Source organism: Lutimaribacter saemankumensis (assembly GCF_900100005.1).
Classification (GTDB): Bacteria; Pseudomonadota; Alphaproteobacteria; order Rhodobacterales; family Rhodobacteraceae; genus Lutimaribacter; species Lutimaribacter saemankumensis.
The window spans coordinates 1-22399 of sequence record NZ_FNEB01000010.1 but is presented as its reverse complement, the minus strand read 5'-3'; the positions used below and the strand labels follow the sequence as shown (position 1 = coordinate 22399).

Below are 22399 nucleotides of genomic sequence, written 5' to 3'. Positions count from 1 at the left end.
AATCGGGGGAGGATTGCCAGATGTCGGGACGCTACGAGCCGGACACGATACTGGGCCGTGCCGTGAACGAGATCGAGGAAACAGCGATCGCCGTTCTGCTTGGCCTGATGACCATCATCACCTTCATCAACGTCGTTCTGCGCTATGGCTTCAACACCGGGCTTATCTGGGGGCTTGAGGCAACGACGTTCCTGTTTGCCTGGCTTGTCCTGTTCGGTGTGAGCTATGCCGTGAAGGTCACCGCCAATCTTGGCGTGGATGCGCTGATCAACGTCTTTTCGCCCTCCGTTCGCCGGGTTCTGGCATTGGTCGCTGGCGCGGTTTGCGTGGCCTATGCCGCGCTGTTGCTGAAGGGTGCGTGGGATTACTGGGCCAATTTCGCCAATTTCCCACAGACCACCGGGCGCTGGTTCCCGACCGGTTTCGAAGAGATGAAGCGCACGTCTTATCGCGGCTGGTACGAGGTCGTCGACATCCCGATGCCCGAGATGCTGCGCTGGATCGAGCCGATCATGAACGAGGGCGAACATTACGAAAAGATCCCGCGCTTCATCCCTTATTTCATGCTGCCTTTCGGCATGGCGCTGCTGCTGTTCCGTTTTCTGCAGGCCACCTGGCGGATCTGGACCGGCCAGGCCCAGAGCCTGATCGTCAGCCACGAGGCCGAAGACGCGGTCGAAGACGTGGCCCACATGAACCGGGGGGATTGATCCATGGAAGTCGCCATTCTCTTTGCCATGGTCGTGGGCCTGATGCTGATCGGCGTGCCGATCGCCGTTGCGCTGGGCTTTTCCTCGACCATCTTCCTTCTGGTGCTCAGCGACACCTCGCTGGCCTCGATTGCGCAAAGCTTTTTCCAGGCCATGGCGGGGCATTACACGCTGCTGGCCATTCCGTTCTTCATCCTGGCGTCGTCCTTCATGTCGACGGGCGGGGTGGCGCGGCGGATCATCCGCTTTTCGATTGCCATCGTGGGCCATTTTCCCGGCGGGCTTGCCATCGCGGGCGTCTTTGCCTGCATGTTGTTCGCCGCGCTGTCGGGGTCGTCCCCGGCGACGGTGGTCGCGATCGGGTCGATCGTGATTGCGGGCATGCGGCAGGTCGGGTACTCCAAGGATTTCGCCGCAGGCGTCATCGCCAACGCAGGCACGCTGGGCATCCTGATCCCGCCGTCCATCGTGATGGTGGTCTATGCCAGCGCCACGGACGTGTCGGTGGGCCGAATGTTCCTGGCCGGTGTGATTCCGGGGCTGATGGCCGGCACCATGCTGATGCTGACGATCTACATCATCGCCAAGATGCGCGACCTGCCCAAGGGCGAATGGCGCGGCTGGAGCGAGGTGTTCGAATCCGGGGCCGAGGCGGGTTGGGGCCTGTTCCTGATCGTCATCATCCTGGGCGGCATCTATGGCGGGATCTTTACCCCGACCGAGGCCGCGGCCGTTGCGGCGATCTATGCCTTCTTCATCGCGACCTTCGTCTATCGCGACATGGGGCCGCTGTCGCGCCCCGAGGGCGAACGTAACCTCAGCCTGATGCAGAAACCCATCGCGCTGGTGACGGCATTCTTTCACCGGGACACGCGCGACACGCTGTTCGAGGCGGGCAAGCTGACCATCACGCTGATGTTCATCATCGCCAACGCGCTGATCCTCAAGCACGTGCTGACGGACGAGCAGATCCCGCAATCCATTGCTGCGGCGATGCTGGATGCAGGTTTCGGACCGGTGATGTTCCTGATCATCGTCAACGTCATCCTGCTGATCGGCGGTCAGTTCATGGAGCCGTCGGGCCTGATCGTGATCGTGGCTCCGCTGGTCTTTCCGATCGCGATCGAGTTGGGCATCGACCCGATCCATCTGGGCATCATCATGGTGGTGAACATGGAAATCGGGATGATCACGCCTCCGGTCGGTCTGAACCTGTTCGTGACGTCGGGTGTGGCGGGTATGCCGATGATGCGGGTCGTGCGCGCGGCGCTGCCGTTCCTGGCCGTGCTGTTCGTGTTCCTGATCATGGTGACCTACATACCGATCTTGTCGACATGGTTGCCGACAACCTTCATGGGCCCCGAAATCATCACCAAGTAGGGTTTGCCCGAAAAAGACGGAGGGTCGTTCCGTTGGAGCGGCCCTTTTTCATGCGCGATCGCTCCGCACGAGGGTCGTGCGGAATTCTTTAAGAAAAGCGGGGAAGGGAAGAAAGTGCAGGCTTCTGTTGCCAGGTGCCTGCGAACCCCGCCTTACGCTGCTAGGCGCAAGGGCTTAGATTTCGGTCTTGTTACTGCTTACGCAGCAACTGCAACCGGAGCACGATTGTCGTTGGCAATTATGCTTAGTGAACCGATAACGGTGGTATCTCACCGGGACAAAGCTAACCCCTTTAGACGTTCGTCGATCCTGTTTCGGCCCCAAGACCCGCCAACGACCGGGTATTTGGTGGAGCCGCCGGGTACCGCCCCCGGGTCCGATCCGCTTATTACGAGCGCGTTTATGTCCATAGTCCCGAAGGACAGCTTGAATATAGGGATCGGCCGGGAACTTGAAAAGGGGGGATTGATCTTTGTTCCCAAGGCTTCGACACTGGCGCGCGCCATGACGCCGCGGCGGGGCGCGGTCTGGCGCCATGGGATCAGGAGGGGGCATGATCACACCGGAATATGTGCGCCGGATGGCGGCTTATAATACGTGGCAGAACCAGCAGATCACTCAGGCGATGGAGGGTCTCGGAACCGAAGCGTTGACCCGGGACCGCGATGCGTTCTGGGGGTCGATCCTTGCGACGGCAAATCACATACTTTGGGGGGATGGCGTCTGGATGACGCGTTTTGACGGCGGGCCCGGGCCCGGTGTGCCGATGAGCGAAAGCGCCACGATGCATCCCACGCTGGCGGCGTGGAGTGCGGAACGGTTTCGCATGGATGGGCGTATCCGGTTATGGGCCGAAGGACTGCGCGCCGTCGACCTTGCGGGGCCGCATCGCTGGTATTCAGGCGTGCTTGGGCGCGAGGTCGAAAAGCCGATGGCGCTGGTCGTGATGCACATGTTCAACCACCAGACCCATCACCGCGGCCAGATCCACGCCATGCTGACCGAAGCGGGGGTGGAGGCGCCTGTCAGCGACCTGTTCCTCATGCCGGAGATGTCTTGATGGCTGTCATTTCTCTTTCACGGCGGTTGCGGCGGACAGCGTTTTCCGATGGCGTCGAAGCCGCGGGGGTCAAGGGCTATACGGTTTACAACCACATGCTGCTGCCCACGGTATTCCGGTCGATCGAAGAGGATTACCATCACCTGAAAACGGCCGTGCAGGTCTGGGATGTGGCCTGCGAACGCCAGGTCGAATTGCGTGGCCCCGACGCGGGGCGGCTGATGCAGATGCTGACACCGCGCGATTTGCGCGGGATGCTGCCCGGCCAGTGCTATTACGTGCCGATCGTCGACGAGACCGGGGGGATGCTGAACGATCCGGTCGCCGTGAAGCTGGCCGAGGATCGTTGGTGGATTTCGATTGCCGACAGCGACCTTCTGTTCTGGGTCAAGGGGATCGCCTATGGCTATCGCCTGGATGTGCTGGTGGACGAGCCCGATGTCTCGCCTCTGGCGGTGCAGGGGCCCTTGGCCGACGATCTGATGGCACGCGTCTTTGGCGAGTCCGTGCGCGATGTGCGGTTCTTCCGCTTCGGCTGGTTCGATTTCCAGGGCCGGTCGCTTGCCGTGGCGCGTTCTGGCTATTCCAAGCAGGGTGGCTTTGAAATCTATGTCGAGGGCAGCGATATCGCCATGCCGCTGTGGAACGCCCTGATGGAGGCGGGCCGCGACCTGGACGTGCATGCCGGCTGTCCCAACCTGATCGAACGGATCGAAAGCGGGCTGCTGAGCTATGGCAACGACATGACGCGGGCGAACACGCCGCACGAATGCGGGCTCGGCCGGTTCTGCAACACCCAGACGGCCATCGGCTGCGTCGGGCGGGACGCGTTGCTGCGCGTCGCATCCGAAGGGCCGCTGAAACAGATCCGTCCCGTGGCGATCGAGGGTGGCCCGGTGCCGCCCTGCGATCGTCCCTGGCCGCTGATGGATGGCCAGCTGCAGGTCGGGCAGGTCACGTCGGCGACATGGTCGCCGGATTTCGAAACCAATGTCGCGATCGGCATGGTTCGCATCACCCATTGGGAGGCAGGCACCGATCTCGATGTCGTGCTGCCCGACGGGACGGTGCGGCCCGCGGTCGTGAACGGTGTATTCTGGAACTAGAAGGAGCGAAAGATGTTCAACGCACTGGTTGTGGACAAGGACGATGACGGCAAGACGCACGCCGCGGTCAAGGAGCTGTCGCTGGACGATCTGCCCCATGCCGAGGTGACGGTCGCCGTGGAGTATTCCACGGTCAACTACAAGGACGGGCTGTGCATCGGGCCAGGCGGCGGGCTGGTGCGGAACTATCCGCACGTTCCCGGTATCGATTTCGCGGGCACTGTCGAGGCTTCGGACGACGACCGCTACAAGCCGGGCGACAAGGTCGTGCTGACCGGCTGGCGCGTGGGCGAGGCGCATTGGGGCGGGTATTCGCAAAAGGCACGGGTCAAGGCCGACTGGCTGGTGCCGCTGCCAAAGGGGCTGGACACCCGGCAGGCGATGGCGGTCGGCACTGCCGGGCTGACGTCGATGCTGTCTGTCATGGCGCTGGAGGATCACGGGCTCGAGCCCGGGCACGGCCCCGTTCTGGTCACCGGCGCAGCGGGTGGTGTCGGCTCGGTCGCGGTGGCGCTGCTGGCCAGTCTGGGCCACGAGGTGGCCGCCGTCACCGGCCGCCCCGAACAGGAGGCGTATCTGCGCGATCTGGGCGCGACCCAGATCGTGGCCCGCGAGGAACTGACCGAGGTAACCCGCAAACCGCTGGAATCCGAGTTGTGGGCCGGCTGCGTCGATGCCGTGGCCGGCGCGATGCTGGGCCGCGTGCTGAAGCAGATGAAATACGGCACCTCCGTCGCGGCGGTCGGCCTGGCCGGCGGCGCGGCGATCGAGGGCGCGCTGATCACGCCCTTCATTCTGCGTGGCGTCAACCTGCTGGGCATCGACAGCGTGATGCAGCCCTTTGCAAACCGCCAGCGCGCCTGGGAGCGGATCGCCCGCGACCTGCCGATGGACAAGCTCGAGGCGATGGTGCAGCCGGCGACGCTGTCGGACCTGCCAAAGCTGGGGGGCGACATCCTCAAAGGTCAGGTCAAGGGGCGCGTCGTGGTCGACCTGAACGCCTGATTTTATCGTCGAGCCGTTTCAACCGGGGCCGTCTGGCCCCGGTTTTCTTTTGCGGTATGCCGCTTCCCGAATGCGACATCGAATGTCGCTTTCCGCTACGGAAGTGCCGCGTCGATTTGCACTTGGGGTCAATTGCGCGTTACCGTTGGGTCAGGAGGACGCGCCCCGGAGCCGCCGTGGCGCCCCCTGGGACACGACAAAGAAAAGACGTGCGGGACGGTTGGCCCGACGGTCTGGCCACCCCCGAAAACAATCGCGTGGAAGGAGGGAACACCCGTGTTCAAAACGATAATGGTGCCGATAGACTTGGCACATAAGGACAAGCAGACACGCGCCCTGCAATGTGGTGCCGATCTGGCACGGCTTTACAGCGCGCAGATCGTCTATGTCGGCGTTACCGCTGAAACGCCTGGAAGTCTTGGTCATAACCCTTCGGAATATAATGAAAAACTGTCGGCCTTTGCCGCGGCCGAAGGGGAATCGCACGGGATCGAGGCAAGCGGGCACATGGAACTGAGCCATGACCCGACCTCGGACATGGACGATTGCCTGCTTCGTGCAATCGACACAACCGGTGCCGATCTGGTCGTGATGGCCAGCCACATACCGGGCCTGTCCGATTACATCTGGCCGTCCAACGGCGGCAAGGTCGCGGCCCACGCCAAGGTCAGCGTCATGGTCGTCCGCGGATGAGCGGGCGCGACAACAGACATCGAGGGAACGCAATACATGAGTGATACAACAAATCAGGGTATCCCCGAGCCGGAAGGCGTAGCGGATATCATCGAGACCGATTACGAGATCGGTCAGGACAACATCGAAACGCAGATCGGCCCGTTCGGGCTGGATATTCACAACCCGGTCTTTCTGGTCTCCGGTCTCGTCATCATCGCCTTCGTTTTCTACACGCTGGCGCTGCCGGAACAGGCAGGAGCGGCATTCAGCTGGATGTTTTCGGCCGTTACCAAGGGATTTGACTGGTTCTTCCTTGGCGCGGCCAACATCTTCGTTCTGTTCTGCCTGCTGCTGATCGTTCTGCCTGTGGGCAGTGTGCGGTTGGGCGGGGCAGACGCGACGCCTGACTACAGTTACGTCGGCTGGTTCGCGATGCTGTTTGCTGCAGGCATGGGCATCGGGCTGATGTTCTATGGCGTGTCCGAACCGATGAGCCATTTTGGCTCGTCCATGGGCGGCACGGCGGTCGAAAACGGCGTGCGGACCGACTGGGCGCCGCTGGGCGCCGCCGCCGGAAACGAACAGGAGGCCGTGCGCCTGGCCTTTGCTGCGACGATCTTCCATTGGGGTCTGCACCCCTGGGCGATCTACGCGGTGGTGGCGCTGGCGCTTGCCTTGTTCAGCTATAACAAGGGGCTGCCGCTGACGATCCGTTCGGCCTTTTACCCGATTTTCGGCGATGCCGTCTGGGGTTGGGTCGGCCATGTCATCGACATCCTTGCGGTGTTCGCCACGCTCTTTGGTCTGGCCACGTCGCTGGGTTTCGGCGCAACGCAGGCCAATGCCGGTCTGAACGAACTGTTCGGCATACCTGTCGGCCCGACCACCGAGGTGGTGCTGATTTCCGGTATCACGGCCATCGCGCTGATCTCGGTCGTGCGCGGCCTCGACGGTGGTGTGAAGGTTCTGTCCGAGATCAACATGGGCCTTGCGGCACTCTTGCTGCTGTTCGTGTTGCTGGCAGGGCCGACAATCGCGATCCTGACCGGGTTCGTCGAATATCTCGGCGCCTACCTGCAGTACCTGCCGGCCTTGTCGAACCCCATCGGGCGTGAGGACGTGAACTTCAGCCAGGGCTGGACCTCGTTCTACTGGGCGTGGTGGATCAGCTGGTCACCGTTTGTGGGCATGTTCATCGCCCGCGTCAGCCGGGGCCGCACGGTCCGCGAATTCATCATCTGCGTCCTGCTTATCCCAAGCCTCGTCTGCGTGCTGTGGATGAGCGTCTTTGGTGGCGTCGCGATCCAGCAGGTTATCCTGGACGGCTATACCGCCGCACAGGAAGCGCCGTTGGAGCTGAAGCTGTTCAAGATGCTGGACCAGCTGCCGCTGACGCAGATCACGTCGCTGATCGGTATCGTGCTGGTGATCGTGTTCTTCGTCACCTCGTCCGACTCCGGCAGTCTCGTGATCGACACGATCACCGCCGGCGGCAAGGTCGATGCCCCGGTGCCGCAGCGCGTGTTCTGGTGCATCTTCGAAGGTGCGGTCGCCATCGTGCTGCTGCTCTCGGCAGGCGGGTTGAGTTCGCTGCAATCCATGGTGATCTCGACCGGGTTGCCGTTCACGCTGGTTCTGCTGGTGATGTGCTGGGCGATCTGGAAGGGCCTTGTGGCCGAACGCCGCGCTGGATAAGCCGCAGTTCAAACCCTTGCAAAGGGCCCCGTTCGCGCGGGGCCTTTTCATTTGCGTAACAGCACGGGTTGCGCCCGTGCCGCGTTTCCCATTCATTGGGCGAGACACAGCCAGGGGAGTGGGTGATGGATCTTGATATCGATTTCGTGCGGGCGCAGTTTCCGGCCTTTGCCGAACCGTCCTTGGAGGGGCAGGCGTTTTTCGAAAACGCCGGAGGATCCTATACCTGCAAGCCGGTGATCGACCGTCTGACCCGCTATTATCACAGCCGCAAGGTGCAACCCTATGGCCCCTACGAGGCCAGCCGCCTTGCCGGCGAGGAGATGGACGAAGCGCGCAGCCGCCTTGCTGCGCTGATGGGGGTGGATAACGACGAGCTGAGCTTTGGCCCATCGACCACGCAGAACACCTATGTGCTGGCGCAGGCATTTCGCCAGTGGATGCAGCCGGGCGAGGCGATCATCGTCACCAACCAGGACCACGAGGCCAATACCGGACCGTGGCGGCGCCTGGCCGATGAAGGGATCGAGATACGCGAATGGCAGATCGACCCCGAAACCGGCGCATTGAACCCGGACGATCTGGCCGAGCTGCTGGACGAAAAGGTGCGGCTTGTCTGTTTTCCGCATTGTTCGAACGTGGTGGGCCAGGTGAACCCCGTGGTCGAGATCACCGCGATGGCCCATGCGGCGGGCGCTTTCGTCTGCGTTGATGGCGTCAGCTATGCGCCGCACGGTCTGCCGAATGTCGGTCTTATGGGGCCGGATATCTACCTGTTTTCGGCCTACAAGACCTATGGCCCGCATCAGGGCGTCATGGTCATCCGCCGGGCGCTGGGCGAGCAGCTGCCGAACCAGGCGCATTATTTCAACGCGGGCACGCTCTATAAACGGTTCACGCCGGCCGGACCCGATCACGCTCAGGTGGCGGCCAGCGCGGGCATGGCCGATTATTTCGATCTGCTGGCCGGCCATCACGGCATTTCCGGCAATGCGGCCGCGCGTGGGGCAGAGGTGCATGACCTGATGCGCGGGCACGAGGTGCAGCTTTTGCAGCCACTTCTGGATTACCTGAAGGCCAAGAACTCGGTCCGGCTGCTGGGCCCCGATCGCGCCGAGGACCGTGCCCCCACGGTGGCCGTCGACGCGCGCCAGCCGGCCGCCCCCTTGGCTGCCGCGCTGGCCGAGCGCGGGATCATGGCTGGCGGCGGGGATTTCTATGCCGTGCGCGCGCTCGAAGGCATGGGGGTCGATCCGGCGCAGGGCGTTTTGCGGCTGAGCTTCGTGCATTACACCCATCCCGACGAGGTGACGAAACTAATCGGCGCATTGGAGGAAATTCTTTAATCCGGGCGTGGGCTTGGCGCGTATTCCTGATAAAATCGGAGCAGCCTTTTGCCGGACACAGCGCCTACGATCCTCTGGCTCCGCCGCGACCTGCGGCTGAGCGACCACCCAGCCTTGACCGCGGCCTGCAAATCCGGCGGGCCGGTAATACCCGTTTTCGTCAATGACGATCAGGTCGCCCGGCTTGGAGCGGCCCCGAAATGGCGGCTGGGCCTGGGGCTGGAGGAAATGGGGCTCGCCCTTGCGGACAAGGGCAGCCGGCTGATCCTGCGCAAGGGCGAGGCGCTTGACGTGCTGCGTGATCTCGTGCGCGAAACCGGTGCGCACGCGGTCTATTGGACGCGGCTTTACGACCCGGATGCCATGGCGCGCGACAAGGCGGTCAAGGCCGCGCTGAAGGAAGACGGCGTCGATGCGCGCAGTTTCGGCGGCCACCTAATGTTCGAACCCTGGACGGTCGAAACCAAGCAGGGCGGGCTATACAAGGTCTACACACCCTTCTGGAACGCGGTGAAGACACGCGATGTCGATGCGCCTTTGCCTGCGCCCTCGGGTATTCCGGCGCCGGACAGATGGCCTGCCTCGGATGATCTCGGTGCGTGGAACCTCGGCGCGGCGATGCGGCGTGGCGCGGCTGTGGTGCGCCCATATGTGCAGCTTGGCGAAAGCGCGGCGCAATCACGGCTGGGCGCGTTCATTGCCCACAAGGTGGCAGACTACGACCGCATGCGCGATATCATGGCCGAGGATGGCACATCCGCCTTGTCCGAGAACCTGGCGCTGGGCGAAATCAGCCCGCATCAATGCTGGCATGCCGGTCTTCGCGCCCGCGAAGAGGGCAAGAAAGGCGCCGAGACCTTTCTGAAAGAACTGGTCTGGCGCGAATTCGCCTATCACCTGATGTATCACACCCCGCGTATCCTGACCGCCAACTGGCGCGAGGAATGGGATGCCTTTCCCTGGAACGAGGACGAAAATGAGGACGTCACCCGGTGGAAACAGGGCCGCACGGGCATCGAGATGGTCGATGCCGCCATGCGCGAGATGTATGTGACGGGGCGCATGCACAATCGCGGGCGGATGATCGTGGCCAGTTTCCTGACCAAGCACTTGCTGAGCCATTGGAAAATCGGGATGAAGTGGTTCGAGGATTGCCTGATCGACTGGGATCCGGCCAGCAACGCGATGGGTTGGCAATGGTCCGCAGGTTCCGGGCCGGACGCGACACCCTATTTCCGGGTGTTCAACCCCGACACGCAGCTTGACAAGTTCGACCCCGATCGTCGCTTTGTGCGCCGCTGGATCGCCGAAGGGCAGGGCAACCCGCCCGCCACGGCATGCAGCTATTTCGACGCGGTCCCGCGCAGTTGGGCATTGTCCGCGTCCGACCGCTATCCCGCGCCGGTCGTGGCGCTGGCCGATGGGCGCAAACGTGCGTTGAGCGCGTATGAAGGGCGCAACTTCTGATCCGGGAAAACACGAAAACCTTGCCCTGACGGGCATTTATTGCCAGCCTTTGACAAAACCGCAGAAGGAAAAGCGGATGATCCTGACAACAACCGAAAACCAAAAGGATTTGCCACGCTATTTCACGCGCGTCTTCGACATGGCCAAAGGCATGCAGCGCGGGCGGCTGGACTTCGTACTGCCCGATGGCCGGAGGTTCCGGGCCGACGGGGCCGAGCCCGGCTATGTGGCAGAACTGCAGATCCACAATGCCGACATCTTCGCGCGCCTGATCCGCGAGGGCGATCTGGGCTTTTGCGACGCCTATCTCGATGGCTGGTGGAGCACGCCGGACCTGCAGGCTTTCATGGACCTGGTGCATGATGGCAACGACGAAATGTACGATGGCTTTCCGGGAATGGGCCTTGTGCGGGCCTATGAGAGGATGCGGTTCTGGCTGCAATCCAACAGCAAGCGCCAGGCGAAGAAGAACATCAGCTACCACTACGATCTGGGCAACGATTTCTACGCGCTGTGGCTGGACGATACGATGACCTATTCCAGCGCGCTGTTCGAGCCCGGTCAGAACAGCATGGAGCAGGCGCAGATCGCGAAATACGCCAGCATGGTCGATCAGATGGGTGCCAAGCCCGGCGATCACATACTGGAAATCGGCTGTGGCTGGGGCGGTTTTGCCGAGTACGCCGCAAAGGAACGCGGGCTGCGCGTCACGGGGCTTACCATCAGTGAAGAGCAGTTCAAGTATGCAAAGGAACGGATTGAAAAGGCAGGGCTTTCCGATCTAGTGACCTTCAAGCTGCAGGACTACCGTGACGAAAAAGGCACCTATGACGGCATCGCCAGCATCGAGATGTTCGAGGCGGTGGGCGAGAAATACTGGCCGGTCTATTTCAACACACTGCGCGAGCGCCTGAAACCCGGCAAGAACGCGACTTTGCAGATCATCACGGTGCAGGATCGCCGGTGGGAGGTCTACAAGCGTGGCGTCGATTTCATCCAGAAATACATCTTTCCCGGCGGTATGCTGCCCTCACCCGGCGCGTTGAAGGCCGAGGTCGAAAAAGCCGGACTGACCGTCGCGCGACACATCGAATTCGGCGAAAGCTATAGCCAGACGTTGCGCAGGTGGCACGACACGTTCAACGAAAAATGGGATGATGTGGCCAGTCTCGGCTTTGATGACAGGTTTCGCCGGATGTGGAATTTTTACCTGACCTCTTGCGCGGCGACATTTCATAGCGGAAATTGCGACGTGACGCAGATCACGGTGACGAAACCCGCATGACTTATACCGCCGCGCGCGTTGTGGCCGCGCTTTTTCTTGCACTGACAGGATGGTTGGCATCCGATGTCGTGATGGCACAGATGGAAGAGTTGCAGAATTTCGGCAACTTTCCATATGTGAACACCGCCCTTGGCGCGGCGGTGGGCTGGGTCGTGATCGGCAGCCGCACCGGGCGCGGCATGTCCAATGCGATCGGCATCGGCATCACCGCGGGTGTCACGCTGGCTTTCTGGGGGCTGTTCCTGCAGTCGGCGCGCGAGATGTTCAAAATGGCCAACCGCCGCATATATGACGGCCCGTTTGAGGCACTGGTCGGCATGTTCAACATCGGCATCGACTACATTACCGAGGTCATGACGGTCGAAGTCATGTCGGTTCTTCTGATCGGCGGGATCGTCACGGGCATCCTTGCCGAAAGCGCCTCGCGCCGCTGGCGTTAGGCCGTGGCTCTTTTTCTATATGGCACCTTGCGGCATTTGCCGCTTCTGGAAATCGTTATGGGTAGACCGGTGAAAGCCGATGCCGTGGCCGCGCATCTTTCCGGTCACGCCGTTTACTGGGCTGACGGGCAATCCTTTCCCATGATCGTCGAACAGCACGGCGCGCAGGCCGAGGGGCTGCTGCTGGACGGGTTGGACGATGACGATATCGCGCGGCTCGATTTCTACGAGGGCGGGTTCGGATACACCTTGCGCCCGGTCAAGGTGGATACCTCATCCGGTCCGGTCGACGCACAGGTCTATTTTCCCGATCCGGGGCTTTGGACGCCGGGGGGCGCCTGGAGCCTGCAGGACTGGGTCGATCGGCACGGGGCGCTGACGCTGCGCTTTGCCCGCGAGGTGATGCGGCGTCTGGGGCGCATCGGTGCCGATGACGTTGCGGCCCTTGCGCCGTTCATCCGGTCGCGCGCCTGGGCGCAGATGCTGGGGCAACGCCCCGCGCCAACCGCGTTGCGCCGGGATGCGCGTCCCGGCGACGTCGAGATATCGGAAAGAACGACCGGGTTCGAAGGGTTCTTCAGCCTGAAGCATTTCGATCTGCGGCACCGCCGCTTTGACGGCGGGATGAGCGACTGGTTCCAGCGCGAAACCTTCGTGGCCTACGATGCGGCTCTGGTCCTGCCATACGATCCGAGGACGGACCAGGTTTTGCTGGTTGAACAGCTTCGCTTCGGACCGATCTGGCGCGACGACCCGGCGCCTTGGGTGCTTGAACCGATTGCGGGCCTTGTCGATGCGGGCGAAATGCCCGCCGATACAGCGCGCCGCGAAGCGGTCGAGGAGGCGGGTCTTGAACTCGGCGATCTGCAGCCGATGATCCGGGCCTATCCTTCGCCCGGATATTCGACCGAGTTTTTCCATTGTTTTCTGGGCATTTGCGACCTGAACCAGCAGCGGGCGCACAGTGACGGCCTGCCCGATGAAAACGAGGATATCCGCAGCCACGTGATCCCGTTTGACCGGGCGATGGCGCTGGTCGACAGCGGTGAAATCAATGCCATGCCATTGGTTGCGATGCTTCTTTGGCTTGCACGGCATCGTGAACACCTGCGCGCATCGTCTTGAGTTCCCTTGCCGGGGCCCCTACACCTGAAATGACGCAGTAAGGGGGATGAAGGCATGCATATCGCACAGGATCTGGCCGGAGCCATCGGGAACACGCCGCTGATCAAGCTGCGCAAGGCCAGCGAAATGACCGGATGCACCATCCTCGGCAAAGCGGAATTCATGAATCCCGGACAATCGGTCAAGGATCGTGCCGCGCTTTTCATCATTCACGACGCGATCGCCAAGGGGCAGTTGGAACCCGGTGGCACGATCGTCGAGGGTACGGCCGGAAATACCGGGATCGGTCTGGCGCTGGTCGGCTCGTCGATGGGGTTTCGCACCGTCATCGTCATCCCCGAAACCCAAAGCCAGGAAAAGAAGGACATGCTGCGCCTTGCCGGGGCCGAACTGGTCGAGGTGCCGGCAGTGCCCTACGCGAACCTGGACAACTACGTGCGCTATTCCGGGCGGCTTGCGGCCGAGCTGGCGAAATCCGACCCCAAGGGCGCGATCTGGGCCAACCAGTTCGACAACGTGGCAAATCGGCAGGCGCATATCGACGGCACCGGCCCCGAGATATGGGAACAGACGGATGGCAAGGTCGACGGGTTCATCTGTGCCGTCGGCTCGGGCGGGACGCTGGCCGGGGTCGGCATGGCGCTTCAGCCGAAAGGTGTGAAGATCGGTCTGGCCGATCCCGAAGGTGCGGGGCTTTTCAAGCTGTACACCGGACAGGAGAACCCCGGAAACTCGATCACCGAGGGGATCGGGCAGGGGCGCATCACCGCCAATCTCGAAGGGTTCACACCCGATTTCTGCTATCGCATCCCTGATGCCGAGGCGCTGCCGGTGGTGTTCGACATGCTGTCGGAAGAGGGGCTATGCCTTGGCGGGTCGTCTGGCGTGAACGTCGCGGGCGCGATCCGCATGGCGCAGGAGATGGGCCCCGGCCACACCATCGTTACCATCCTGTGTGATTACGGCACGCGCTACCAGTCAAAGCTTTTCAACCCGTCCTTCCTGACCGAAAAGGGGCTTCCGCTGCCGGGATGGCTGACCGGGCCGGGCCGTGATGTGCCGACCGTCTTTGCGGATGCCTGACATGCGCCGGGTCGTCGAAACTCTTGCCGTTCTGGCGCTGACGCTATGGACCGGTCTGGCATTGGCCCAGCAGGATTCGGCATCGGCCGATAGCCCTGTGCAGGCGGCCGATACCGCGCCTGTCGCCGCAACGCAGCCAGCCGGCCCTGTTCCGGCCTATGACGATCCCGAATGGCAGAACCTTGCCAAGCGGTCCGAAGAGGCGCTGCAGGCCGCGCGTGCATCGAATTTCGCATTGGCGACACTGCGTGAAGACCTCGTGAACTGGCGGGCAACGTTTCTGGGGATGCAATCGGCCAATAGCGGCCGCATCCGCACATTGCAAAGCCAGCTGGACGCGCTTGGCCCGGCCCCCGCCGAGGGAGAAAGCGAACCAGATCGGATCGCCACGGAACGCGCGCGCCTGAATGAACAACTGGCCGAACTGCGCGTTCCCGTGCAACTGGCCACCGAGGCACATACACGCGCCGACCGCCTGATTGCGGAAATCGACGCGCTTGTGCGCCAGCGGTGGACCGAAGACCTGATGACGCGGGTCACGTCGCCTCTCAACCCCGAAGTATGGCCACAGGCGGCGCAGGGGCTGCGCGATGCCACTCGGGCGCTGTACAACGAGGCCCGGAGCCAGTGGGCCAACCCCATCAGGCGTGATCAGTTCAACAACAATCTGCCGTTCACGATCGTGCTCGCCGTGGTCGGGCTGGTACTGACGCTGCGGGGGCGGATGTGGAGCGACTGGCTGTCCCAAAGGGTCAGCGCCCGCACACGGCGTGGACGCGGTGTTGTGGAATTCGTCCTGTCGCTTGGCAAGCTTGTCCTTCCGCTTGCCGGTATCTTCCTGTTGTCCATCTCGCTCAAGCTGACCGGGTTGTTCGGCCTGCGCGGTGAGAACATAATCGAGAACCTGCCCGCAATCGCGGTGAACATTATCGTCGCGCGCTGGCTGACTTCGCTGCTGTTCACCAATCGCGACGGCGGACGGGGCAACCCGCTCGAGATGTCCGACGAGGCGCTGAACATGGTGCGCTGGCTGTTCATCTCGCTGGCCTGGGTTCTTTCGGCTGGTGTGCTGGTCAAGCTTCTGTCCGACACTGCCGATATCGGCGACGCGGCGCGCTCGGTGCTGATGTTCCCCGTCGGTGCGATCGCAGCGGTCCTTTTGTGGCGGATCGGCAAGGCGTTGCGCCAGTACGACGTGCCCGAGAACGACGACCCGGGACAGGCGCGGCCCTACCGGTACTTCCTGGCTGCGCTTGTCGGGCGGGGGCTTTGGCTTGTCGGGATCGGTGCGCTTGTCCTGGGAATCATGGGATATGCGCGCGCGTTCGATCTGTTGATCTACGCCACGACCGGCACGCTGTTCCTTCTGGGGGCCGTGGCGCTGCTGCAGGGGCTGGTGATCGACATCTACTCGCTTGTCACCAAAAGCGAGGAAGGCGCACGCGAAGCCCTGGTTCCGGTTCTGATCGGGTTTTTCCTGACTTTCGCCGCGCTGCCGATCCTTGCGTTGATCTGGGGCGCGCGCGTCAGCGACCTGAGCGAGCTTTGGACGCGCTTCCGCGAAGGGTTCCAGATCGGATCGACGCGGATCTCGCCCACCGATTTCCTGACTTTTGTCGTGGTCTTCGCACTTGGGTATACCGCCACCCGGCTGCTGCAGGGCGCGTTGCGCACGACCGTCCTGCCGAAAACGCGACTGGATACCGGCGGGCAGACCGCGGTGGTGTCCGGGCTGGGCTATGTCGGCATATTCCTTGCCGCCCTGATCGCGATCACGACCGCAGGTATCGATCTTTCCGGCCTTGCCATCGTCGCCGGGGCCTTGTCGGTCGGTATCGGGTTCGGCCTTCAGAACATCGTTTCGAACTTTGTCTCGGGCATCATCCTGCTGATCGAGCGGCCCATCAGCCAGGGCGACTGGATCGAGGTCGGCGGGCAGATGGGATATGTGCGGAACATATCGGTCCGTTCGACGCGGATCGAAACCTTCGACCGGACCGATGTGATCATTCCCAACGCCGATCTTGTCAGTGGAACGGTCACCAACTACACGCGCGGCAACACCGTTGGCCGGGTAATCGTGCCGGTCGGTGTCGCCTACGGCACCGATACCAAGCGCGTCGAGAAGATTTTGCGCGAAGTCGCCGAGGCGCATCCCATGGTCCTTTTGCAGCCGCCGCCCAACGTGGTGTTCCAGGGCTTCGGGGCCGACAGTCTCGATTTCGAAATTCGTGCAATCCTGCGCGATGTGAACTGGGTCTTGTCGGTGAAATCCGAAATGAACCACGAAATCGCGCGCCGTTTTGCCGAGGAAGGCATAGAAATACCCTTTGCGCAGCGCGACATCTGGTTGCGTAACCCCGAGGTTCTGCCGGGCAACACCGCCCCGAAGAAGGCAGAAATCGCGGATCAACAACCCGAAACCGAGGCAACGCAAAAGACAACCGCCCAGACAGCGCATCTGGACGAGGACGACATGGACGGTGACGGCGGCGACGGAGATGGACGATGACCGACCCCTTGTTTCGAACGGACGCATACCTGCGTGAAACACCCGCGCAGGTCGTGGCAATCACGCCCGAAGGCGGGATCGTTCTGGACGGAACGATCTTTTACGCCACCGGTGGTGGTCAGCCCGGTGACAGCGGGCGCCTGTCCTGGGATGGCGGTGCGATCGACATCGCAACATCCGTGAAGACGGATGACGGCGCGATCGCGCTTGTCCCGTCCGAGCCCGGACCTCTGCCGGTTGTCGGCACCCAGGTGCTGCAGCAGCTCGACTGGGACAGGCGGTATAGGCACATGCGGATTCACACCGCCCTTCACCTGTTGTCGGTCGTCATCCCCCTTCCGGTTTCCGGCGGCGCAATCACTGCCGAAAAAGGTCGGCTCGACTTCGACATGCCCGAAGCGCCGGAAGACCGCGACGGGATCGAAACGCGCCTGAACGCGCTTGTCGCGCGCGATTTGCCGGTAACCGACGACTGGATCACCGACGACGAGCTGCGCGCCAATCCCGGTCTTGTCAAAACCATGTCGGTGATGCCGCCCATGGGGCAGGGGCGTGTCCGGCTTGTCAGGATCGGGCAGGGCGACGATCAGGTCGATCTGCAGCCCTGTGGCGGCACGCATGTCGCGCGCACGGGCGAGATCGGGCAATTGCGCCTGGGCAAGATCGAAAAGAAGGGCCGGCAGAACCGCCGCGTCGCGATTCACCTGGCCGACTGATCGGACGCTCGCGGTTCAACCGCTGCGCCTGGCCTGTTCGTCAGGGTCGGGCGCAAAGGCGGATGCCGGGCGCGTGGCGCTGTCTTCGGGTGTAGGCGCAGGAGGAATGTCGTCCTCGTCCTCGGGCAGCCCTTCCCGCGACAGAAGGATCGCGACCGGGCGCAGAGCGGGCACATGGCTGCACACGATCATGAGCCCCACCATGATCGGCACCGACAGGAACATGCCCGGAATGCCCCATACCGCGGCCCAGAATGCAAGGCTTATGATGATGCCGAAGGACGACAGCCGCAAAGCGCGCCCCATGAGCATCGGGTCGATCACGTTGCCGTTCACGAACTGGATTGCCCCGGCGATCAGGAAGATGGCCAGCGTCATCGTGGGGTCTGCGAATTGCACATACGCCACCAGAGCCAGCAGAACGGTCGCTACGATCGAGCCGATGTTCGGAATGTAGTTGAGGATGAAGGTGATCACCCCCATCGCCACAGCCAGCTCCAGCCCGAAGAATTGCGCCACGCCAAAGATCATGACGCCGGTGACGGCGCTGACCAGTGTCTTGACCAGCAGGTAGTAGTTCACCCGGTGAATGATCGAGCCGATGATGCGGCCCACGCGCTCGGCCTGGGCCGGGTCGCCGAAGAAATTGGTCAGCTTCGTCGAAAACCAGATCCGTTCGGCAAAAAGAAAGCCGACGAACAGGATCACCAGCACGGTGCCCTGCATCAGGTTGCCGGCCTGTCCGGCCAGCGAGCGCAGGTAGCCCGACACCTCGACCGTGCGCACCGAGTTGAACACCGCCTGCTCGACGTCTTCGCCCATCCAGGCGAACATCGCGGCCAGCGCCTCGGGCGCGCGGTCGGTATAGGTGAGGGTGGTGAACAGCACCGTGTTGACCTGCGTCAGAATGATCGAGGTCAGGGTCAGAAGGGCCGTCGATATCAGTACCAGCGCAACCACCGAAGCAAGCCAGTTCGGCACGCGGAACGGCCCGACACGTTGCCGCGCGATGAAGTTGATCGCATCCGATGTCAGCGCGAAGAGAACGATCGCTGTGGCCAGCGAAATCAGCAGAAACCGGGCCTGCACGAGCAGGAACAGCACCACCGCGAAAGCAATGATGACAAGCGCCCCGGACTGGAGCCTGTAGGGATCGGGCCGGCGGGCAGCGGGGCCTTGGGTTGTCGGTTGCGGCATGTCGTTGGCGGGGCGGTTCATTCCGGTCCTGTCATTCTGCGTGTGCAAACTAGTATGTGTGATGCGATGACAAGAGGCAACGATCAGTCATCAATGCAAGATCGGTCTTGTGTTCCGCCCACGGCTGTGGCTAGAACACGCCGCACGGAGAGGTGGCCGAGTGGTCGAAGGCGCACGCCTGGAACGCGTGTAGGCGGGAAACCGTCTCCAGGGTTCGAATCCCTGTCTCTCCGCCACCGACATTCGTCTCGCATTCCGGTGTCCATATCGCGCCTAATTCCCGCGAAATTCCCGACGCTTACGTCGCTCTGCGACGTTCAGAGACGCATAACTTTGCATTCCATTGCGTGAAATTCCCAGAAGTCTCAGTGTGCCGGAATGGTGGGTCCGCTTTTTCGCGTGTTTCCCTGTTATGGCTCGATTTACAGGGAACTGCGGATGTTTTCAGGCAATGGCGGAATCTTGATATGCAATTATGCTTAGGAAAACAATGGTTTGTAATCTGATTTCCCTAAAGGTAGGAACAGGGAATTTTATTCTTGGAACAGGGAATAGTCTGGGCGCAACAGGGAGCGCTTCATCCCGAACAGGGAGTGATGATCAGCCTTCGAAGCCGAGGAGCCTTTCCTGCTCGCCCCAGTCCAGGGGCAGGTTCGTCTTTAAAAGACGTCGGACCGTGAGACCGTCCGGCTGGGAACCGTCAATGATCGCCGCCTGAATTTTGGGCGAAAGACCTGACAAAGCGATGATCCTGGCCAGATAGCGCTCTGTCCGATTCACGTCTGAGGCGAGGCGCTTCAGTGCGGTTCCGGATTTGATGGCATCCGCCCAGCAATGCGCATTGCGCAGCGCGCGGAGCAATGCAACGTCCGGCACCGGCTTCTGTGTGCCCGCCACGATCTTTATCTCGACACCGCGCCGCCGATGCGTGAACGGGTTATTGAACCGGAGAACCTCCGCGTTCAGGGTATCGATTGCAAGACCGAGACCCGCGGCGAGGGCCCGAGAGGAAAGCTGGACGTCGATACGACCATTGCCCAGTGTTGCAGTTTCGATCAGCGCAGCCGCCTCCCGGATGCCTGCGTCGCGAACGTGCCGCGCAAGTTCGATGGTTCGATCCACGATGGCGCCCGACAGGCTGACATCACATTCCTTGAGAAGCGCGTGGCGATTGGCACAATTGTCAAGGTGATCGGCAACGAGCGTGGCCATGGCGGCCTCGACGCCAGGGGCCGGCAGGCGCCATCCGGTCGGATCGGTTCCGCCGGATACCAGCCGGTTGGAGATGTAATAGCGCAGGATCTTGCTACCCTTCTTCGTATGGGTCGGCGTGAGGAGATCACCAGTCTCGTCCCGGATTTTGCCTTTCAGGGGAGCGGTATCAGGACACGGCTGTCCGGCAGTTGCACCACGGCGGCGCGCGCTGGCAGCCTGTAGCGCGCATTGTACGTCCTCCCACAGATCTGCGTCGATAATGGCGGGGTGCTTTCCGGCAAAGCTTTGATCTTTGTGACGGATCAATCCGCGATAGACGGGGTTCGTCAGGACCTTGTGGATCTGTCCCCGGCTCAGGCGGCCACCACCCTGTTCGCGGCCGCTCGCAAAGACATGATACTTTGAGCGCAGACCCAGCGCCTCTGCGTGGTGCGTGACAGCATTGAGACAGCGGTGCTCGGCGTAGAGGGTGAAGAGTTGCCGGACGACCGCGGCTTCGACCGCGTTCACAACCAGCTCCCGCCGGGTCCGGTCGGGATGCGGATCATACCCGAGCGGAGGGACGCCTCCCATCCAGAGCCCTTTTTTCTTCGAGGCGGCGATCTTGTCGCGGATGCGTTCGGCGGTGACCTCGCGTTCGAACTGGGCAAAGGAGAGCAGCACGTTGAGGGTGAGGCGTCCCATCGAAGAGGAGGTGTTGAAGGCCTGCGTGACAGAAACGAAAGAGCACCCCACCTGTTCCAGCCGTTCCACCAGCTTGGCAAAGTCCGCCAGCGACCGTGTGAGCCGGTCGATCTTGTAGACCACGATCATGTCGATGCGCCCGGCGTCGATCTCATCCATAAGCCGCTGCAGGGCAGGGCGCTCGAGCGTGCCCCCGGACAGCCCGCCATCGTCATAGCGCCCAGGCACAAGCTTCCAGCCTTCATGTCGCTGGCTGGCGATATAGGCGGCACAGGCCTCGTATTGCGCGTCGAGCGAGTTGAAATCCTGGTCGAGCCCTTCGTCGGAAGACTTGCGGGTGTAGATTGCACAGCGGATCTTCGGACGCTGGCTCATTGTGAGGTTTTCCTGCCCAGCCCGAAGAAGCGTGGGCCCGACCAGTGTGCCCCTGTGATCTCACGCGCGATCACCGACAGTGAGCGCCAGTTCTGTCCGTTCCATTCGAAGCCGGTGTCGGTCACCTCGACCACATGGGTGACACCATTCCATTCACGCAGAAGGCGGCTGCCTGGCTCGAGACCAGGGCGCCTTGCGCGTTGTGGAGCGGTCTCGTCCTGCTTCAACGTCTTTCGAATGCGAGGAGACAGGCCTCCTGACATGCGTGTCTGGATCTCCGTGGCGAGAAACCGCCGCAGGAACGGCTTGCTCAGGCCTTTGGGCACCGGCTTTCGGACAATATCCGTCCAGGCCGCGATCAACGCGGCCCGGTCCATGTGCTCGAGATCGCTGACCCGGATCATGCTGCATCCTCAGGTCCAGCGGTGATGCGGTAAACCGGGTCGCCCCCTTCTTTCCGGGCGGCTTCGCGATCTATGGTGAAGCCTGCCTTGCGCAACCCGCTCAGGGCGGCCCGAGCCGAATGCGGTTGCCAGCCCGTGGCGGCGCAGATCGTGTCGAGGCTGGCCCCGGCCGGGCGCTTGAGCATTGCCTGCACCGTTCCGATCTTGCTCTGTTTCTGTTTGGACATTGTGTGTCTCCTCGGAGTGTTCGGACCGGCAGGATGCCGGCCCCTGTACCGAGGAAGGCCCGATCTCCTGCGGGCGTAGTGACAGTGATGCGTGGTTCGGGCGAGTAGTCCAGTCCTGTCTGGCGGCCAGGCGAAGGGGTTTGCACGGGCCCTTGGGCAGGGGGATGCTGAACCTGCTTTTATGTCCCCTTCTCCCATGAGAAAGGGCTGTGTCTTGTGCGTCCGGCGCGGCCCGTTTGCGTTGATGGGACAGCGGGTGTCGGCAGACCCTTGCGCGGGAGGCGCGACCTGTCGGTACCACACCCATGATGGTCTTGTCAGAGGAACTTGGCTTGAGCCGGGCAGGGGGCTTGCTTAGCCTCTGGTCATGACCAAAAGCTCACCTTTCAAGTACTTCAAAACCAGCCCTGAGGCTTTGTCAGAGGAACTTGGCTTGAGGCGGGCAGGGGGCTTGCGTAGCCTCTGGCCATGACCAAAAGCTCTCCTTTCAAGTACTTTAAAACCAGCCCTGAGATCATCCGCCTGGCGGTGATGCTCTATGTGCGTTTCCCGTTGTCACTCCGCAATGTCGAGGACCTGCTGCACGAGCGAGGCATCGACGTCAGCCACGAGACCATCCGGTTCTGGTGGAACCGGTTTGGCCCGATGTTTGCATCTGAGATCCGTCGGCGGCGTGTGCAGCAGCTGCGTGC

At 62.2% G+C, this 22399-nt stretch carries 19 protein-coding genes, 1 tRNA gene, 1 other RNA gene and 1 pseudogene; 17 read left to right on the top strand and 5 right to left on the bottom strand.

The window, feature by feature from the left end; genetic code table 11:
• Nucleotides 1-20: 20 nt before the first annotated feature.
• On the top strand, nt 21-710 hold the full coding sequence (locus tag BLT50_RS16245; RefSeq protein ID WP_090029899.1) for a TRAP transporter small permease: 690 nt from the start codon (nt 21-23) through the stop codon (nt 708-710).
• A gap of 3 nt (nt 711-713) precedes the next feature.
• The gene (locus BLT50_RS16240; RefSeq protein WP_090029897.1) at nt 714-2090 is read left to right on the top strand and encodes a TRAP transporter large permease; all 1377 of its coding nucleotides are present in this window, start codon (nt 714-716) and stop codon (nt 2088-2090) included.
• Nucleotides 2091-2203: 113 nt separating this feature from the next.
• On the opposite strand, the gene ssrA is transcribed toward BLT50_RS16240, so the two are convergent.
• Nucleotides 2204-2552, bottom strand: a transfer-messenger RNA (tmRNA) gene (gene ssrA, locus BLT50_RS16235).
• Nucleotides 2553-2643: 91 nt separating this feature from the next.
• Between ssrA and BLT50_RS16230 the strand changes: the two genes are divergently transcribed.
• The 13 genes from BLT50_RS16230 (at nt 2644) to BLT50_RS16170 (ending at nt 17605) form a co-directional block, all read left to right on the top strand.
• Entirely contained in the window at nt 2644-3150 is a 507-nt protein-coding gene (locus tag BLT50_RS16230) for a DinB family protein (protein ID WP_090029894.1), read from the top strand.
• Entirely contained in the window at nt 3150-4256 is a 1107-nt protein-coding gene (locus tag BLT50_RS16225) for a dimethylsulfoniopropionate demethylase (protein ID WP_090029891.1), read from the top strand. Before BLT50_RS16230 ends, BLT50_RS16225 begins: the two co-directional genes overlap by 1 nt.
• A 12-nt stretch (nt 4257-4268) precedes the next feature.
• Nucleotides 4269-5261, top strand: coding sequence for an acryloyl-CoA reductase (gene acuI, locus BLT50_RS16220; RefSeq protein ID WP_090029888.1), 993 nt, complete (start codon nt 4269-4271; stop codon nt 5259-5261).
• Nucleotides 5262-5537: 276 nt separating this feature from the next.
• Nucleotides 5538-5954 (top strand): universal stress protein, encoded by a 417-nt coding sequence (locus tag BLT50_RS16215; protein ID WP_090029886.1) that lies wholly within the window; start codon nt 5538-5540, stop codon nt 5952-5954.
• A 36-nt stretch (nt 5955-5990) separates the two neighbouring features.
• A complete protein-coding gene (locus BLT50_RS16210; protein ID WP_090029883.1) occupies nt 5991-7631 on the top strand; it encodes a BCCT family transporter in 1641 nt (546 codons plus the stop codon).
• Between the two features lie 125 nt (nt 7632-7756).
• Complete coding sequence (locus BLT50_RS16205) at nt 7757-8977, top strand: aminotransferase class V-fold PLP-dependent enzyme (RefSeq protein ID WP_090029880.1); 1221 nt, start codon at nt 7757-7759, stop codon at nt 8975-8977.
• Nucleotides 8978-9025: 48 nt separating this feature from the next.
• A complete protein-coding gene (locus BLT50_RS16200) occupies nt 9026-10444 on the top strand; it encodes a cryptochrome/photolyase family protein (RefSeq protein WP_090029878.1) in 1419 nt (472 codons plus the stop codon).
• Nucleotides 10445-10520: 76 nt separating this feature from the next.
• A complete protein-coding gene (locus BLT50_RS16195; protein ID WP_090030099.1) occupies nt 10521-11729 on the top strand; it encodes an SAM-dependent methyltransferase in 1209 nt (402 codons plus the stop codon).
• Nucleotides 11726-12169, top strand: coding sequence for a TrgA family protein (locus BLT50_RS16190; protein ID WP_090029876.1), 444 nt, complete (start codon nt 11726-11728; stop codon nt 12167-12169). The genes BLT50_RS16195 and BLT50_RS16190 overlap by 4 nt, the downstream gene beginning before the upstream one ends.
• A 3-nt stretch (nt 12170-12172) precedes the next feature.
• A complete protein-coding gene (locus BLT50_RS16185; RefSeq protein ID WP_245723424.1) occupies nt 12173-13294 on the top strand; it encodes a gamma-glutamylcyclotransferase in 1122 nt (373 codons plus the stop codon).
• A 54-nt stretch (nt 13295-13348) separates the two neighbouring features.
• Entirely contained in the window at nt 13349-14377 is a 1029-nt protein-coding gene (locus BLT50_RS16180) for a cysteine synthase A (protein ID WP_090029874.1), read from the top strand.
• A gap of 1 nt (nt 14378) precedes the next feature.
• A complete protein-coding gene (locus tag BLT50_RS16175; RefSeq protein ID WP_175491504.1) occupies nt 14379-16889 on the top strand; it encodes a DUF3772 domain-containing protein in 2511 nt (836 codons plus the stop codon).
• The gene (locus BLT50_RS16170) at nt 16886-17605 is read left to right on the top strand and encodes an alanyl-tRNA editing protein (protein ID WP_090029870.1); all 720 of its coding nucleotides are present in this window, start codon (nt 16886-16888) and stop codon (nt 17603-17605) included. The genes BLT50_RS16175 and BLT50_RS16170 overlap by 4 nt, the downstream gene beginning before the upstream one ends.
• Nucleotides 17606-17620: 15 nt before the next feature.
• On the opposite strand, the gene BLT50_RS16165 is transcribed toward BLT50_RS16170, so the two are convergent.
• Nucleotides 17621-18802, bottom strand: a complete 1182-nt coding sequence (locus BLT50_RS16165) for an AI-2E family transporter (protein ID WP_090030097.1) — start codon at nt 18800-18802, stop codon at nt 17621-17623.
• Between the two features lie 146 nt (nt 18803-18948).
• On the opposite strand from BLT50_RS16165, the gene BLT50_RS16160 reads away from it, so the two are divergent.
• Nucleotides 18949-19038, top strand: a tRNA-Ser gene (locus BLT50_RS16160).
• 364 nt (nt 19039-19402) lie between these two features.
• On the opposite strand, the gene BLT50_RS16155 is transcribed toward BLT50_RS16160, so the two are convergent.
• Genes BLT50_RS16155 through BLT50_RS19330 form a run of 3 tightly spaced genes read right to left on the bottom strand, consistent with a single transcriptional unit; the run spans nt 19403 to nt 21707 of the window.
• Nucleotides 19403-21076 (bottom strand): recombinase family protein, encoded by a 1674-nt coding sequence (locus tag BLT50_RS16155; RefSeq protein ID WP_090029867.1) that lies wholly within the window; start codon nt 21074-21076, stop codon nt 19403-19405.
• Entirely contained in the window at nt 21073-21480 is a 408-nt protein-coding gene (locus BLT50_RS16150; RefSeq protein WP_090029863.1) for a DUF2924 domain-containing protein, read from the bottom strand. Before BLT50_RS16150 ends, BLT50_RS16155 begins: the two co-directional genes overlap by 4 nt.
• The gene (locus BLT50_RS19330) at nt 21477-21707 is read right to left on the bottom strand and encodes a DUF3489 domain-containing protein (RefSeq protein ID WP_175491503.1); all 231 of its coding nucleotides are present in this window, start codon (nt 21705-21707) and stop codon (nt 21477-21479) included. The genes BLT50_RS16150 and BLT50_RS19330 overlap by 4 nt, the downstream gene beginning before the upstream one ends.
• A 468-nt stretch (nt 21708-22175) precedes the next feature.
• Between BLT50_RS19330 and BLT50_RS16140 the strand changes: the two are divergent.
• Nucleotides 22176-22399, top strand: a pseudogene (locus BLT50_RS16140) (IS6 family transposase); the annotation flags it as partial.

What these genes read in the sequence shown, in the direction of transcription:
- BLT50_RS16180 (WP_090029874.1), top strand. Translation starts at nt 13,349, where the DNA reads ATGCATATCGCACAGGATCTGGCCGGAGCCATCGGGAACACGCCGCTG.
- BLT50_RS19330 (WP_175491503.1), bottom strand. Translation starts at nt 21,707, where the DNA reads ATGTCCAAACAGAAACAGAGCAAGATCGGAACGGTGCAGGCAATGCTC.
- BLT50_RS16225 (WP_090029891.1), top strand. Translation starts at nt 3,150, where the DNA reads ATGGCTGTCATTTCTCTTTCACGGCGGTTGCGGCGGACAGCGTTTTCC.
- BLT50_RS16205 (WP_090029880.1), top strand. Translation starts at nt 7,757, where the DNA reads ATGGATCTTGATATCGATTTCGTGCGGGCGCAGTTTCCGGCCTTTGCC.
- BLT50_RS16195 (WP_090030099.1), top strand. Translation starts at nt 10,521, where the DNA reads ATGATCCTGACAACAACCGAAAACCAAAAGGATTTGCCACGCTATTTC.
- acuI (WP_090029888.1), top strand. Translation starts at nt 4,269, where the DNA reads ATGTTCAACGCACTGGTTGTGGACAAGGACGATGACGGCAAGACGCAC.
- BLT50_RS16165 (WP_090030097.1), bottom strand. Translation starts at nt 18,802, where the DNA reads ATGCCGCAACCGACAACCCAAGGCCCCGCTGCCCGCCGGCCCGATCCC.
- BLT50_RS16155 (WP_090029867.1), bottom strand. Translation starts at nt 21,076, where the DNA reads ATGAGCCAGCGTCCGAAGATCCGCTGTGCAATCTACACCCGCAAGTCT.
- BLT50_RS16240 (WP_090029897.1), top strand. Translation starts at nt 714, where the DNA reads ATGGAAGTCGCCATTCTCTTTGCCATGGTCGTGGGCCTGATGCTGATC.
- BLT50_RS16170 (WP_090029870.1), top strand. Translation starts at nt 16,886, where the DNA reads ATGACCGACCCCTTGTTTCGAACGGACGCATACCTGCGTGAAACACCC.
- BLT50_RS16210 (WP_090029883.1), top strand. Translation starts at nt 5,991, where the DNA reads ATGAGTGATACAACAAATCAGGGTATCCCCGAGCCGGAAGGCGTAGCG.
- BLT50_RS16150 (WP_090029863.1), bottom strand. Translation starts at nt 21,480, where the DNA reads ATGATCCGGGTCAGCGATCTCGAGCACATGGACCGGGCCGCGTTGATC.
- BLT50_RS16175 (WP_175491504.1), top strand. Translation starts at nt 14,379, where the DNA reads ATGCGCCGGGTCGTCGAAACTCTTGCCGTTCTGGCGCTGACGCTATGG.
- BLT50_RS16190 (WP_090029876.1), top strand. Translation starts at nt 11,726, where the DNA reads ATGACTTATACCGCCGCGCGCGTTGTGGCCGCGCTTTTTCTTGCACTG.
- BLT50_RS16245 (WP_090029899.1), top strand. Translation starts at nt 21, where the DNA reads ATGTCGGGACGCTACGAGCCGGACACGATACTGGGCCGTGCCGTGAAC.
- BLT50_RS16230 (WP_090029894.1), top strand. Translation starts at nt 2,644, where the DNA reads ATGATCACACCGGAATATGTGCGCCGGATGGCGGCTTATAATACGTGG.